This window comes from Psychrobacter sp. TAE2020 (assembly GCF_018919485.1).
Taxonomy (GTDB): domain Bacteria; phylum Pseudomonadota; class Gammaproteobacteria; order Pseudomonadales; family Moraxellaceae; genus Psychrobacter.
The window spans coordinates 100,933-116,049 of sequence record NZ_JAHLMU010000001.1; the positions used below are offsets into that span (position 1 = coordinate 100,933).

General features: G+C 41.9%; 9 protein-coding genes. 3 read left to right on the forward strand and 6 right to left on the reverse strand.

The window, feature by feature from the left end; translation table 11 throughout:
- Positions 1-99: 99 nt before the first annotated feature.
- Positions 100-1,500, reverse strand: a complete 1,401-nt coding sequence (gene dnaB, locus KPY62_RS00435) for a replicative DNA helicase (protein WP_201622050.1) — start codon at positions 1,498-1,500, stop codon at positions 100-102.
- Between the two features lie 367 nt (positions 1,501-1,867).
- Here dnaB and pdxA point away from each other — a divergent pair, with 367 nt between their 5' ends.
- The 3 genes from pdxA to KPY62_RS00450 all read left to right on the forward strand — a co-directional run bounded on the left by pdxA (position 1,868) and on the right by KPY62_RS00450 (position 4,938).
- Positions 1,868-2,950 carry a 4-hydroxythreonine-4-phosphate dehydrogenase PdxA gene (pdxA, locus tag KPY62_RS00440; RefSeq protein ID WP_216580333.1) on the forward strand — a complete coding sequence of 361 codons (1,083 nt, stop codon included), beginning with the start codon at positions 1,868-1,870 and terminating at the stop codon, positions 2,948-2,950.
- Positions 2,951-3,098: 148 nt separating this feature from the next.
- Positions 3,099-3,983, forward strand: a complete 885-nt coding sequence (gene rsmA / locus KPY62_RS00445; protein WP_216580334.1) for a 16S rRNA (adenine(1518)-N(6)/adenine(1519)-N(6))-dimethyltransferase RsmA — start codon at positions 3,099-3,101, stop codon at positions 3,981-3,983.
- Positions 3,984-4,101: 118 nt separating this feature from the next.
- Entirely contained in the window at positions 4,102-4,938 is an 837-nt protein-coding gene (locus tag KPY62_RS00450; RefSeq protein WP_216580335.1) for a symmetrical bis(5'-nucleosyl)-tetraphosphatase, read from the forward strand.
- 94 nt (positions 4,939-5,032) lie between these two features.
- Here the strand turns inward: KPY62_RS00450 and KPY62_RS00455 are convergent, their stop codons facing one another.
- The 5 genes from KPY62_RS00455 to KPY62_RS00475 form a co-directional block, all read right to left on the reverse strand.
- Positions 5,033-7,468: a site-specific recombinase gene (locus KPY62_RS00455; RefSeq protein WP_216580336.1), complete on the reverse strand. Its 2,436-nt coding sequence runs from the start codon at positions 7,466-7,468 to the stop codon at positions 5,033-5,035.
- A gap of 246 nt (positions 7,469-7,714) precedes the next feature.
- Positions 7,715-9,499: an acyl-CoA dehydrogenase C-terminal domain-containing protein gene (locus tag KPY62_RS00460; protein WP_216580337.1), complete on the reverse strand. Its 1,785-nt coding sequence runs from the start codon at positions 9,497-9,499 to the stop codon at positions 7,715-7,717.
- A gap of 420 nt (positions 9,500-9,919) precedes the next feature.
- Positions 9,920-11,716, reverse strand: coding sequence for an acyl-CoA dehydrogenase C-terminal domain-containing protein (locus KPY62_RS00465; protein WP_324033929.1), 1,797 nt, complete (start codon positions 11,714-11,716; stop codon positions 9,920-9,922).
- Between the two features lie 499 nt (positions 11,717-12,215).
- Positions 12,216-14,000, reverse strand: a complete 1,785-nt coding sequence (locus tag KPY62_RS00470; RefSeq protein WP_216580339.1) for a putative bifunctional diguanylate cyclase/phosphodiesterase — start codon at positions 13,998-14,000, stop codon at positions 12,216-12,218.
- 146 nt (positions 14,001-14,146) lie between these two features.
- The gene (locus KPY62_RS00475) at positions 14,147-15,100 is read right to left on the reverse strand and encodes a 16S rRNA (uracil(1498)-N(3))-methyltransferase (RefSeq protein WP_216580340.1); all 954 of its coding nucleotides are present in this window, start codon (positions 15,098-15,100) and stop codon (positions 14,147-14,149) included.
- Positions 15,101-15,117: the final 17 nt, after the last annotated feature.

Genomic DNA, 15,117 nt, shown 5'->3' on the forward strand with positions numbered 1-15,117 from the left:
TAGACGGAGATTATAAACGGAGTATCGCTAAAGCTAGCTCTATCATCATGGTTGTTTATTTTGACCATAACCTATCATCAAAACTATTTATTTTAATGATTATTCGTCGTCGAAAGTAACCCCCTGATAGTACTCGGGAGTAAGGTTAGTAAAGCGTGTATATTGACCTTCAAAGGCTAAGCGTAGAGTACCGATAGGACCATTACGTTGCTTACCGATAATGACTTCAGCGACGCCTTTATGATCTGTGTTTTCGTTATAGACTTCATCGCGATAAATAAACATAATCAAATCGGCATCCTGCTCAATAGCACCAGACTCACGCAAATCTGACATGATTGGCCGTTTGTTTGGACGATTTTCCAGACTACGGTTAAGCTGCGATAAGGCGATAACTGGACATTCAAGCTCACGTGCTAAGGCTTTAAGACTGCGTGAGATCTCCGAGATTTCTCCTACACGGTTACCGTCTAGATTAGGGACTTTCATTAATTGTAAATAATCGACAATGATGGCGCCTAACTTGCCATCATGGTTTTTGGCGATACGGCGACAGCGTGAGCGTAGTTCCGAAGGAGGGAGCGCTGTACTGTCATCGATGTATAAGTGTTTGGATTGTAGATGTTGAATAGCATTCATCATCTTTGCCCATTCGTCCTCGTTCATCTGTCCTGAGCGCAAATGAGTCTGATTGATCGCACCCCACGAGGACAGTAAACGCATGACGATAGACTCGGCAGGCATCTCCATCGAGAACACTACTACGGGTAGATTCTCGTTAAATAGTACCCCTTCGGCTAAGTTCATTGCAAAAGTAGTCTTACCCATAGATGGGCGGGCGGCAACAATCACTAAGTCACCGGCCTGCAAGCCTTGAGTCTTATTATTGAGCTCAGTAAACGGGGTCTGTAAGCCAATCATGCCATCAGGATTGGACTTAAGCTCTTGAATCTTATCAATAACGTTTGTCAATACGGCGGTGATACCGACTGGTCCTCGCTGTTCTGCGCGTTTATTATGTTGCTCGTTAATACTAAAGATAGTCGCTTCGACGCTATCCAAAATATCACTAACCGATTGGTCTTTTGGATTATACGCTAGGCTAAGCATCTCATTACCAGTGGTTATCAGCTGGCGCAAAGTAGATAGCTCACGAACTCGCTGGGCATAGGCGGTCAAGTTAAATAGGGTCGCTGGGCTTTGACTCAATATATCGGCCAAATAGCTATCTCCACCGGCGCTTTTGAGTAGCTTTTGTGCCTCTAACCAGTCATGCACCATCACTGTGTCATAAGGCTCGTTTACCGCTGCTAAGTGAGCAATAGCCGCAAAAATGTGCTGATGGCGGCCAGCATAGAAGTCGTCTTTGGTGACGATATCTGCAATCTTGTCATAAGCCTCTTCAATACTCATCAGTGAGGCTAACAACGCCTTTTCGATATCAATATTGTGTGGCGGTTGTTGATTGAGCAAGTCGTCGGTTTTATCAGTGTCTGCCATGAGTACCCAGTTGTTAGAGTCAGTTTTAGACTCGATTTTTAAATTCAGTTTTTATAGTTGGTTTTTAAAGTCGTTTGCAACATTATTAGCGCTGAAGTACGGCTAGAGCTATAGAAAATAAATAGTACGTTACTATAAAAAAACCAATAATAGCTGTACCAAAACAGCGCTTAGCATACTGTTAATAGATGATACAATCAAAAGCGAAAGCTTAACACATTATGCCATTTTAAAGCCTGCTGTTAGTAAGTTTATATAGATCAGCGAGTCGCTATTCAATGCTAAACCCTGAAGCCTATCATGTTATAGAAGAATAAAAACCAGTTAAAAAAATTTACCATACATAGCAAAAATAAGGATTATTTTTATGAGCAAATTACCGTTACTCATTACCACTGGCGAGCCTGCTGGTATTGGTATGGATGTAGTACTACTGTTAGCAGAAGCGGGTAAGCTGCAAGATTTTGATCGACCTATTTGGGTAACAGCAGAAGCGGAAGCTATGCAAGCCCGTGCCGATAAGTTGCTAGCTGCTGGGGTACTAAGCCGTTGTCCGTCTTGGCAGACAGTAGCGGCAGAAGGTAACACTAAATTAGATACTGAGGAACTGATAGCGCAGATAGCGCAGCAGCCGACTACTGATAAGGCATTCATCTTACTTGACATCGCTTGCGGTGCCCCAGTTGTTGCGGGTCAAATTGATATTAATAATGCCATTATGGTCGCACGGCAGTTAGAGATAGCGCATCAGCTGGCTATCAACAATACGGTAGCGGCTATCGTTACAGGGCCGTTGCAAAAATCGGCCTTGATCGATGCTGGTATCAAGCTATTAGACGGTACGATGTTTAGCGGTCACACTGAGTTTTTTATGCAGCAAAGTGGCTGTGATAAAGTCGTTATGATGCTAGCCAATCAATCGATGAAAGTCGCTTTAGTGACTACCCATTTAGCGCTCAAAGATGTACCGGCTGCTATTACTAGCCAAAACGTTAGGCAAACCGTACAAATTGTCCTCGATGATATGCGTACAAAATTTGGCTTGGCCGCGCCACGTATTTTAGTCTGTGGCCTTAATCCGCATGCCGGTGAGGGTGGGCATCTGGGTATGGAAGAGATTGAAATTATCAATCCGGTATTGCAAGAGTTTATAGCTGCTGGGGTTAATATTTCACAGGCTATGCCGGCAGATACTTTATTTACGCCTAGACATCTAGCTGAATGTGATGCTGTTATCGCTATGTTCCATGATCAGGGACTGCCTGTACTTAAGTCGCACGGCTTTGGTGATACCGTTAATTTGACTTTAGGTCTGCCTTATATTCGTACTTCCGTCGATCATGGTACTGCGCTTGATTTGGCTGGTGGTGTCGGCGCTAGTTCTACTAGTCTTTATCAGGCGCTGGTGATGGCTGATGAGATGGCAAACAAAGCCTTAGCGGTGTATTAATAGTTATTTTTTGATATATATAAATCAATAGTTTCGCTACAATGCAGGCAGCTTTCGAGCTGTGTTATAATTTGACACCGATAACTGCTAAGCTTTTGAAGGCAAGTTAGTGCAAAAACCATTTTATTATATTAAGTAAGAAACCTTTATGTCTAAACCTTCGTTTGATGCCAAAACCCTTGCCAATAGTCTGCGTACCGCCAAACACCAACCTCGCAAGCGCTTTGGACAGAATTTCTTGCATGATGCTAGTGTTATTCGTCAAATCATCGATAGCATACGTCTTGAGCGTGATGATAATTTAATCGAAATCGGCCCCGGTATGGGAGCGTTGACTGAGCCATTGTTAGCTGAAGTCGATGCGATGACTGTAGTTGAGCTGGATCGTGATTTAGCCGATAGTTTGCGCATACGTATTGGTGCCAATAGCCACCCTAACTTTGAGATCATCAAAGCTAATGCTATGCACGTAGATTATCGTGAGTTATATAGTAGTGAGCGTGGCAAGCTAAGAGTAGTAGGAAACTTACCTTATAATATTTCTACGCCGATATTGTTCCATCTGCTTAGCTACGCTGATGTCATTGAAGATATGCATTTTATGCTTCAAAAAGAAGTCGTTGAGCGCATCACTGCTGACGTCGGTAGTAAGACTTACGGACGCTTGTCAGTAATTATGCAGTATTATTGTGATACTGATTATCTATTAACCGTTCCGCGTGGTGCCTTTAATCCACCGCCTAAAGTCACTAGTGCTGTTTTTCGCCTGACCCCACACGTCGATAAGCCAATAGTAGCTGCCGACGAAGATTATTTTGCCATAGTAGTGCGCGAGACCTTTAACCATCGTCGCAAAACACTACGGGCTATCTTCAAAAAATCAACACTATTACCAACCCTTAGCGAGCAAGACTTCGCTGCTTGTAGTATTGATCCCCAAGCTCGTCCAGAGACACTTAGTGTCAGAGATTTTGTGGCTTTGACCAATCAAGCGAAGCAAGTAGAGCTACATTTACCGCTGACTCAAGACTAAGATTAATAGCAAAGCGCCGGCAAAGGCTAGTTGCTTATAAGAGCAGGTTGATTGCATTACTGTGATTTAGATTTAATTTTATGATTATTACTTATCCACTTTTAGATTTTGAGGCACTATGAGTTTTCGCCACCAATATGTCATCGGCGACCTACAAGGTTGCTATGGCGCCTATCAACAGCTGCTTAAAGCTTTAGATTTCGATCCCAAGCAAGATAAATTATGGTTTACCGGTGACTTAGTAGCGCGCGGTGAGGATTCACTCGCAACTCTACGTGATGTGAAAGTGTTGTGCGAGACTGGCGCGGCGGCTACGGTATTAGGTAATCATGATCTTAATCTATTAGCAGTATGGCTAGGCGCTACTAAGATGAAAAAAAAGGATAAGACGGCGCCTATCTTTGCTGCAGATGATAAAAATGAATTGTTAAATTGGTTGCGCCATCAGCCTCTGTTGGCCTATCCAGATGCCCATACAGTATTAGTACATGCTGGTATTCCACCGCATTGGAGTATTGTACAAGCAGCAGACTATGCGCGGCAGCTAGAGGGACAGTTGCAAGGCAGTCTCAAACAGCTTGGGCGTCTTTTGCCGCATCTATATAGTAAGAGCGCGGATAACTGGCATGCTGGAATAAATGGCTTTACCAAGATGCGTGCTATCGCTAATTACTTCACGCGTATGCGCTTATGTCAGCAGGATGGGGGATTGGAGTTTACTTTCACCTCCGGCCTTGACCAGGTTATTCCAACAGGTTATCTACCTTGGTTTGCCTGGCAAGTTCCGCGTGAGCGCAAAATACTTTTTGGCCATTGGGCGGCGCTTAAGGGCACTATTGACTTACCTCATGCACGAGCACTAGATGGCGGTTGTGTTTGGGGTAATTACTTATTAGCTTATCGCCTAGGTGACGGCAAAGTAATTACCTCAAGCGCTCATTGTCCAAAGCCTTAAGCACTTAGTGGTTACTTGTTAGTTATTATAGTATTTAAGCCTCTAATCCTTTTAATTAAAGGCTAATTATCACTTAATGCCAGTTTTAGGCCAATTAATCAGGTAGTTTAGGGGGCTTACTAGGTTTAGGTAAAGGGGTTTTGGCATCACCGCTAGCTTTATGATCAGCAGCTACCGGCTGGCCAGTATTGGCATTTGCCCCCAAGGTTTTAGTGATCTGATCGTACTGAATATCATCAGTATAAGGAACGCTATTTAGTTCCTCATCTATTAGACCATCGTCTAAATCTACAATCTTCTTAGGGGACGCCGTAGCTTTTATAGTCTGCTTGCTGTCGCTTGGCTGCTGGTCATAATTAATGTTAGTGTTAGATTGTATTCCTTGGGCCACTACTTTGACAATATCTGGTGATATCTTGACATCAGATAAGCGTCTAACCACATAGTTATTAGGAATAGGTTTATTACCTTGTTGTGTAGAGCTATCCTCAAAAATCATACGACCTTGACTGTCAATCTGTGCATACTTCATAGGCTTATCACGCGGCCAAAAAAAGTCTGAGGGATGGCTAAAGATATGACTAACAACCAGTTGGGTCAAGCGTCCCCATTCAAAGAAACGCACTTCTTTAGATCGTAGAGCCACGAACAGTGCCAGCGAAAAGCTAACCATCAAGTTAACCATGCCGATCAAAGCTACCCCTAAAATAGACATTAAAATCAATGGCCAGCTCACTTGAGACGATGAAATATTGAATAATCCATGGGCCAAATTCGCTGAAGCAAAGGCAATATGGCGTATATCAATCGGTAAGCCAAGGATATAGCCAACAGTAGCTGTACTTCCTAAGAATACTCCAAAGATAAAGTTACCCATGATAGCGCCTAGGTTGGCCTCCACAAAACCACTCAAGCGCTCTAGCCACGACCGCGGTAACAGATACTTTAGTAACCAATGACGACGAATACGTGGGCCAATTTGATTGTAAACCGCTAAGTTATCGTAGTATCCAGCAATAAGTCCCGATAAAAATAAATAGACCCCAGCGATAGCCGCATGCGGTAGAGCAAGCGAATGAAAAGGATCGAGGTCATGCAGTAAGTGTGCTGCCTTGTTAGTGTTAATCATTGGCGCACCAGTATATTGCAACCACGCATAGGAGATTATCAATGCTACCGGAACCGCTAGCATGACGTTACCCATAATGGCGATGAACTGAGTGCGCAGGATATCCACTACTAATTCTGACAATTTAGTCAACTGATGTGATTTTTTGCCAGAGCTGTCTGAGATAGTAGAAGCAATAGCCGCCGCCGTCATCGCTGGCTGTTTAGTGGCTACTGTGCCATGAACCACATAAATAAAGACAAAGCCTAAGCCATAAATCATACTATTAATAAATGCTCGTCCTATAGGGGCAAGAGCAAGATGATAAGCTAGTATCTTTAAGGTAGCCATAAAAGCGATAATAAGGCCACCGATAGAGGCCTTTTGAAACATTTTTCGATAGCCGGCTTTATCGGTACTAATATAGTTTGCGCCAACACGACTAGCATTTTCCGTCACTTTACGCGAGAGCAGCTTAGTACTGTTATCAATCAGATAGCCTATGCTATAGCGACGATTAGCCGTTTCAATTAAGGCTTGAATCATCTCAATAATAGCGTGATCACGCTTTTGAGAGTGATCAGCAACCAGCTCAGTTAGGATGCGTACACGCTGTAGACTTTGATCCAGGCGCAACATCATATTAGTCAAATGGATAGAGATACCCGTCTTATAGATACGTTTGCGTATGGTAGAGACAATATCTTCACACTGCTCCAACATCACTAGTAAAGGGGCTGGACTGATCGCTTGTTCAGGAGTAATGTCAGTTAAAGTATCCAGCTCATGCGCTTCTCGATATTGATTAACGAACAAGACGGCTTCTTGATTTTGGGCGACAAAAGCAGCTGAATAGTTTAGTATTTCAGGATAGGCTTCCATCAAATCAGGGTGGAGGCCAATACCGCTAATTCGATAGGATAAAATAACTATAGCGTTAAGAATACTATTCTTAACAGAAGCTACTAAATTTAGTTGATCATCTTTTATTTTTAATAAACTGACCAACTCATCCCATTTTTGTTTTTCGACGTTTGCCAGCCAGCGCTCATCTTGAGGTTTATCAAACAGATAGCCGACCAATTCTACTACAGAATCATCTTGTGGTAATAACGGCAAAAACCGATGACCAATCAAGCGGCGAAGACTACTAAAAAAACCTTGATCCGACATAATGCCGGTATCAGTATAAAGAGCAATTTGGCGGTATTGGATAATTAGCTTCAATACAAAGCTGGCAATACCATTACCATATTCTGGATGCTTATGCAAAATATCAATAAGCGCCTGCAGCTTTTCATTGGCCAGAGCAGGCTCTTTGTCTCCTGCTCTTAGGTGATCAATTAAGCGTTTAAGAATGGCCGCATCGGGTACTTCACTCAAAGCAGTAATCTGCTGTAAAATGCGTTTTAACTCTGACACATTAGACCCTTTATTGTAGTTACCTTACGGTAGATATATGGCTTTTTAGGGATGTTATTCAGTACGACTGTCGGCTTCATTCTAAGCTGAATATCACAATGATAGTTAATTATTTTGTTAGTAGTTGTTTTATTAGGCTTTATTCTATAAACCATAGTTTTGAGAGCAAAAAAAGGACAGTAATTATACTGTCCTCATTATTATATGCTTATAAAATACCTACCGTGTTAAACGGCTAAGCTTTGATTAACTAGCAGTCACATTAAAGTATTCAAGATCAAAATTCATCATTGGATCACTGCCGGCTTTAACCATCTGTGCATGGGCATCAATACGTGGCAAGATACGACCAACGAAGTAATCAGCTAGCTTGGCTTTATCGCTATAGAACTTACCTTGTTTGCCATCAGCAGCTTCTACCATCATCGCAAACATATACGAGTAGCATAAATAGCCAACCGCATGCATGTAGTCAACAGCACAGCCATTGATTTCATTTTTGCGAGTGCCGATATTGGTAAGCACCGTGCTAGTAAGTTCTTCAACGGTATCTGCTGCCGCTAAAGTCGCTTGTTTGATACCGTGATCTGAGGTCATTGCTGCCACATAATCGCGAATCTCACCTAAGAAATTGGCAATATATTTGCCCTCATTGCGAGCCACTTTACGACCCAATAGATCCAGCGCTTGAATACCATTAGCACCTTCATAGATTTGAGCAATACGGGTATCACGGACGATCTGCTCCATACCCCATTCGCGTACATAACCATGGCCACCAAACACTTGCTGGCAGTCAATAGTAGCTTCCAAGGCCTTATCAGTTAAGAATGCTTTGGCAATCGGGGTCAATAATGCCACCCGAGCCGCTGCGGTTTTAGCGACTTCTGGATCGCTACTGAACTTTTCAATATCAAGCTGTTGAGCCACATACATAGCAAAGCAACGTGAGGCTTCTGAATTGGCTTTAGCATTCAATAGCATACGGCGAACATCGGCATGGTGAATGATGGCGTCAGCAGGCTTTTCAGGGCTTTGTAATTGCGTATCGCTACGACCTTGAGCACGATCAAGCGCATATAATGCCGCATTTTGATAGGCAAGCTCAGTACCCCCTAGTCCTTGTAGACCCATAGTAACGCGCTCGTAGTTCATCATAATAAACATAGAAGATAAGCCGGTATTTTCAGCGCCGATCATCCAGCCCTTAGCACCATCAAAGTTCATTACACAAGTGGCAGAAGCCTTGATGCCCATCTTGTGCTCGATAGAACCTACCGCTAGCGTGTTGCGAGCGCCTAAGCTACCATCTTCTTTAACCAAGAATTTAGGCACTACAAATAACGAAATGCCTTTTGAGCCAGAAGGCGCATTAGGGGTCTTGGCCAATACTAGATGAATGATATTATCGGTAAGATCATGTTCACCACCTGTGATAAATATCTTAGTACCAGAGATGTTAAAGCTGCCGTCGTCATTAGGCTCAGCTTTGGTTTTGATGATACCTAAGTCAGTACCGGCATGTGGCTCAGTTAAGCACATAGTCCCTGACCATTCACCAGCATACATTTTCTCTAAATAGATTTCCTTGATCTCATCTGAGGCAGCGGCATTCATACACATAGTCGCGCCAACGGTCAGGTTAGGGTACAGCGCAAACGACTGATTACTAGTGAACATCATCTCTTCAGTCAGCATAGTAACCATTTTTGGAAAACCTTGACCACCGTATTCAGGGTTGCCTCCCAATCCTACCCAACCAGACTCAGCATATTGTTTATAAGCTTCTTTAAAGCCTTGAGGTGTAGTGACTACGCCATCCCCTTGAAAAGTAGCGCCTTCTTCATCACCGCTACGATTGATAGGCAGTAAGACGTTCTTGGATAGTTTGGCCATTTCTTCCAAAATCATATCGACTGTTTCCATATCGACATGAGAAAGCTTATCGTTATTTTGCCAAAGTTCATGAGCTTTGAAAACGTCCGTTAAAATAAAACGCATGTCATTAAGGGGTGCATTATAAACAGACATAAAAAATCCTTTTGTTTACTATAAATAAAATGAGGGCGCTTACAGTTAATGCTTAGATAATAGGGGTTTATAATAGCAATGAATAGTCATCAACTGAGTATCAACAGAGAGCGCAAACTATAAATAAAGTTTATCAAATTAGCGTATAAACGTGTGTATCTCTTCGTGAATTACGAGTGTACTAAAAGTTATCAATTGACCTTGTATTAACTAAAAATAGCTTAAGGCAGGGCACTGCTAATAAAGAGTTTCTAACTCTAGATCAAGCTTGATGAGGTTAGTAGCAGCTAACGCTATGGGCAGCACCGCCTAACAAAATCGGCAACATACCTAAGTATATTGCCGATGCGTGTATTGACAGTAATAAAGTGTTTAATAGCTTTTATTAAGATAAAGGCTATTGGTAGCTTGAATGATCAATTAAAAAGTAAACTGTTCAACATCCATACTCATGTAGGGTTCAACGCCAGTAGCGATACGCTCAGCATAAGTAGTCGTACGTGGTAACAGTTTAGCGAAGTAGAACTGCGCCGTCTTCATTTTGGCATCATAGAAGTCATGCTCACTGTTGCCATTAGCAATTTCAGTCTGAGCAACCAATGCCATACGCGCCCATAAGTAGGCTAAAGTCACATAGCCACTGAAGTACATATAGTCGACAGCAGCGCCACCTACCGCCTCAGGATTTTCTTCAGCTTGCTTAGCAATATCTATGGTCAATTCGCCCCATTGCTTGATATGTTTGATAAGCGATGCGGTAAATTGATTCATAGCACTGTTATTTTCATTGTCATCACAGAACTGTTGGATAACTTTAGTAAAGTTAGCCAATAGCTTGCCTTGTGATCCTAGTACTTTACGACCGATCAAATCAAGAGATTGAATCTGGGTTGTGCCCTCGTAAATGCAGGCAATAGTAGTGTCACGAACGTTTTGCTCAAGACCATATTCTACACAGTAGCCACTACCACCTAAGGCTTGTACGCCGTGGTGAGCAGACTCAAGCCCTGTTTCAGTTAAGAAAGCCTTACCGATAGGGGTGAGTAATGACAGCATCTGATTGGCATATTCAAGAGCTTCGCCTTCGCCTTTGGCTACAGTGTCTGCAAATTGAGACATATAGCAGATCAAAGCGCGACCGCCTTCTGCAAAAGCTTTAGTCGTCAATAGCATGTCACGAACAGCAGGATGTACAATAATAGGATCGGCAGGTTTTGCAGGGAATTTAGCACCGTCTAAAGAACGAAAGGCCAAACGCTCTTTGGCGAAAGACAAAGCACCTTGGAAAGCATATTGAGAGGCAGTAACCCCTTGAATAGCCGTACCAATTCGAGCCACATTCATAAAGGTAAACATGCAGTTTAAGCCACGATTTTCTTCACCAATTAGATAACCCTTGGCACTGTCATAGTTGATGACACAAGTGGCTGATGCTTTGATACCCATCTTGTGCTCAATTGAGCCACAAGAGACCGCATTACGTACACCCAGGCTACCATCATCATTGACCATGAACTTTGGTACTATAAATAATGACAATCCTTTAGTACCTGCTGGTGCACTTGGCAAGCGCGCCAAAACGATATGGATAATATTCTCAGACATGTCATGCTCGCCTGCAGAAATCCAAATCTTACCGCCAGTAATATTGTAGCTGCCATCATCATTAGGCTCAGCTTTACTGCGCACTAAATTCAGATCAGAACCACATTGCGGCTCGGTCAGACACATGACGCCTGTCCATTCACCTGCCACTAATTTAGGTAAGTATTTTTGTTTTTGTTCATCAGTACCATGATGCTCAAGCGTAGACACGCAACCCTCCGATAGACCAGGATACATACCGAACGACCAGTTGGCAGTACCCACGAATTCAGAGATAGCTGAGTTAAGAGAGGCTGGCATGGCTTGACCACCGAACTCTTCTTCAGCGGTTAAAGAGGTGAAGCCCAAATCACAATACTGCTTATAAGCTTCCTTAAAGCCTTTAGGAGTTGTCACTTCACCATTATTAAAATGACAGCCCTCAGCATCACCACTCTGATTCAACGGTGACAGCTCATTCTCAGCAAAGCTGGCGGCTGTTTCGAGGTAGCTGTCTACGATGTCGGCTTCAATATGAGAAAAGGCGGCGATCGATTGGTAATGGGCAGTAGTATTTAGAAGTTCATGCATGACAAATTTCATGTCGCGTAGGGGGGCTTTATATTGCATAATTTCCTGTCCTTTATTAGGGATATGTCTGCTTACAATTAGAGCGTTGTAACTGCTATTTAAGGGATTATTAATAGAAAGTAATAACTCTAGGACTAGGGGTTATCAATAGTCACAAACGATCGTAACGATGATTATAAAAATGAATCACCGCCAATAAGGCTAGCAAAATTAATAAAGATAACGATTGGGAGTGATAACTCAGGCCTATGGCTTTGATCTATTAAAATTCAGTCTGTTCATCAGCTTGTGGCAATATACGATAATGAATTCATTATAAAAGATAGGCGTTCGCAGAGAATTATACAAGTTGGTAGGTAAAACTGATAAGTCATCAACCCGACTTGCATCCTATTTTGCAAGCCCGATGAAATCTTAAGTGCGAATATAAAACGATTGACATGATCAAAATTTACTATCACTGTTAGTAGGTAATAGCACAGGATTAAGTAAGCATATATCGGCTAAAATAATAAAAGTATTAACCTTATAGGATTCGACATTAACGAAAATTGATCTGCTCAGTTAACATTCTAGTAGCGGATAAGTAAGGTATTGGAGGACTAAAACAATACCCTTGACCGTAGAGACAGCCCATGTTTAATAGTAGATCCCGCTGTTGCTCAGTTTCAATACCTTCCGCAATAACTACCATATCTAGCGCTATAGCTAAGTCTAAAATGGCTTTAACAATAGCTTGCTGAGTCCTGCTATTTACCATTTTTAAAATAAAGCTTTTGTCTATTTTTATAATATCAAAAGGATACTCTTGTAGGTAGCTCAAAGAAGAATAACCAGTACCAAAATCATCAAGTGCTAGACCCACTCCTAAAGTTTTGAGTTGCTCAAGCTGCTTTTTGACATTAGCATGACCCAGCATTAATGAAGACTCAGTAATCTCAATATTTAATTGGGTAGGATTAATTAATTTTTTACTAAACAAATCACTAAGGAAGTTGTAAAAATCGGTATGACTAAACTCCATGGCATCAGCATTAATACAGATATTTTTGTGAAAGCCCAGATTTTCCCAAGCTTGCAAATGCTTAGTAATTTGCACAGCCATTTGACAGAATAGCTCAAATGAGAGTTTGTACTTAATGATAGCATCAATAAAGTGACAAGGTTTTAGCAGTCCACGAGTAGGATGTTGCCATCGCACTAAGGCCTCGAAGCCGATAATTTCACCAGTACTTAAATTCACTTTAGGCTGATAATAAGGTACAAACTGACACTTCTGTATAGCCACGCGCAGCTCTGCTTCGAGCTGTAAGCTGTCAGAGATAAACCGATCCAAATCGGCATGATACCAGCAGATATCGTCGACTTTACTCTCCCTGACATACTGTAGCGCTTTTTCAGCTTTAGTCAGTAGCCCTATAAGCTGATTATCATTCTTAGGATAATGACTAATACCTATGGACAGCTGTAAATAAATATTAATTTTTTTAAAGGAGCTATTATCTACCAAGCCGTTAAAGTCTACTATCTCATCTCTGTGATAGGCATTTATCAGTTGGTCTTTTGAACAACAGTCTACTATGAAGGGTTGTTGACAAACTTGCATTAATCTATCCAGTTGATGACTCACTTGGCTCTTGTGACAGCCGTCAAATAGTAAGACAAAATCATCAGAACCAAAATGGGCAAAAAATTTTAGATGTTTTAGTTTTATATCATTAACCCGCTCTACAAATTCTATTATTAAATTATTGCCCTGAGTAAGCCCTATACTAGAGGCAAGGGTGCGATAACGATTAATATTGAAGCGCACAATGAATATTTCACTGCTATTGTCTAATAACAAGTGATTGGCTTGACTTAGGAATACTTTGCGTTTAGGTAACCCTGTTAGTGGATCAAAGTTTAGTAAATGAGTGAGTTTTTCCTTATCTTTAACTAGTGCTGAGATGTCACGAAACATACCTATAAAATACACTTGATCATCAATAGTCATTTGACGATAAGTAACATAGCAATTGAGTGTCTGACCATAACGATTGGCTATTGAAACATTATTTGCATAAAGGCCAGTACTACGCAAATCACCAATCATGTCGTTTAAAACAGTGCCATCTCGTAGGGATAAAAATTCAGTGGCGTAAACCCCAAGAGGTCGATTTAACAAAAACTCTGAGTTGTACCCAACCATAACCTCGAAAGCACGGTTAACTGATAAGTAATGAAGATCGGCGTCTAATATAGAGATAGCATTATCGTGTTCTTCGCAAAATTGGGCTAGCAACTGCTGCTTAATTGAATCGGTGATAGGGGATGGTGTACTCATAATCTTTGCTCATGGGATGACAGAGTTTAAACAGAGTTACTCTAAATATCGTTATTAAAAATCTACTGAAAGTATAGTAATTGTAAATAAAAGTTCAATAGATGGATATAAAAACCTGGCAGGCCATAATCAGTGTTAAATAGTTGCTATAGGTCGCTAAGGGCGTGCAAGGTCGCCAGTGCTACGATAGGGGCAGTTTCAGTTCGTAATACACGTGTACCAATTTGCCAAGCTGCAAAACCAACCTGCTGTGCTTGCTGACACTCATCAGTACTGAGACCCCCTTCAGGCCCAACTAGTAAGTTGATATAAGGCAGTGGCTTCGCTAAGACATTACACAAAGTAGTTGGCATCAAAGGTTGGGCTACTGCGGGTACACTGAGCATTAAGGATAAGTCTGCTTGCTGCTGTAATTGCTGGTAATAAGGATCTTGACTGAGCGCTGTCATTGCAGAGCCTACGGCTATTTGGTTGCCTATGACCTTGCTAGGATGACTATCAGAGCGGCCATTTGTAGTATTATCCACACTTGGCTTGGCTAGCGTTTGCAACCAAGCATCGATAGACACTGGTGCGATGATAAGGGGCGGCCTATTTAATCCGCACTGCTCACAAGCGGCAATAGCGACTTGCTGCCAGTGTGCCACCTTTTTATCTACTTGCAGGGGTTTTAGATGGACCTCCCCATGATGACTACTCAACAGTTGAATGGCGGTCACCCCAAGCTCAGTTGACTTTTGAATAGCATAATCCATACGCTCACCGCGACTAATGACTAAGCCAATCTTACTTATAAACGGTGCAGTACGGTCATCAGTGTTGTGAGTGAGTAAAATAGCGGTCGCTTGTTTTTTGCTTATAGTAGCCAGCTCTACCAGATACTCGCCACCAAAACCATCAAATAGTATACCTCGCTCACCACTGTTAGCACGCAGTACACGGCACCAATGATGAGTGATAGTCTCAGTCAGAATAAGGCTGGCACCAATTACTAGGGTGTTTAGTTTGGGATAATGAGGCCGATTATTGTTATGATCTTCAGGCTTATTATTGTCTTTATTAATATCATCTAGGTTAGCTGCATAGAAAAAACGTCGCACTTTATCTTATTCCTATT

Bases quoted from the DNA above. Each gene is read 5' to 3' on its own strand.
- pdxA (WP_216580333.1), top strand. From the start codon at position 1,868: ATGAGCAAATTACCGTTACTCATTACCACTGGCGAGCCTGCTGGTATT.
- KPY62_RS00450 (WP_216580335.1), top strand. From the start codon at position 4,102: ATGAGTTTTCGCCACCAATATGTCATCGGCGACCTACAAGGTTGCTAT.
- dnaB (WP_201622050.1), bottom strand. From the start codon at position 1,500: ATGGCAGACACTGATAAAACCGACGACTTGCTCAATCAACAACCGCCA.
- KPY62_RS00470 (WP_216580339.1), bottom strand. From the start codon at position 14,000: ATGAGTACACCATCCCCTATCACCGATTCAATTAAGCAGCAGTTGCTA.
- KPY62_RS00460 (WP_216580337.1), bottom strand. From the start codon at position 9,499: ATGTCTGTTTATAATGCACCCCTTAATGACATGCGTTTTATTTTAACG.
- rsmA (WP_216580334.1), top strand. From the start codon at position 3,099: ATGTCTAAACCTTCGTTTGATGCCAAAACCCTTGCCAATAGTCTGCGT.